Genomic DNA, 562 nt, shown 5'->3' with positions numbered 1-562 from the left:
AAGCGTTAAGCGTTGCCGCGAGCGCTTATGATTCTCTGACCGTAGTGCTGTCACACAACTACTATCAGATGTATCAAATCGACAAGCCAGCCATGCCACGCCAAGAGTGGTCGGCGGCGCTGCCGTTTTTACTCAAAGAGCTTATTTCTGAGCGTGCCATCGACATCATCGCTGATGCGGTAGAGCTACCAAACTCAAGTAAAGTGCAAGCTTATGTTTTATCAAGAAAGATGCTTGATAAAATTGTGCTACTGGCTAGTCGTGCTCAATTGCCGTTAGAAGCGATCATTCCGGAAGATGATGTTTGGGGTGATACCGCTGGTGAGCTTGGTAACTTTTTGTTGCTGCAACGCAGCGCTCGTGGGCATTTCCGCATCAGTGCTTTTGTTGAGCACACCATTGCATTCCATCGTTCGATTCGTAGCGTGACACCTCCTCTTACTGGCGTACCGTCAAGCGAGCTACAGATGGACAGTTTGTCTCTGGAGCTACAACGTTCGATAGACTACCTCTCTGCTCAGCTTCGTCAGGTTCAGTTGCACCAATTGAAAGTGTGCTGTGA

1 pseudogene is annotated in these 562 nt (G+C 48.8%); it reads left to right on the top strand.

The window, feature by feature from the left end:
* Window positions 1-562 (top strand): annotated as a pseudogene (locus R7190_RS29600) (MSHA biogenesis protein MshI); the annotation flags it as partial.

The sequence above is a fragment of the Vibrio sp. 1078-1 genome (assembly GCF_033340475.1).
This window is presented reverse-complemented; position numbering and strand designations above follow the sequence as displayed.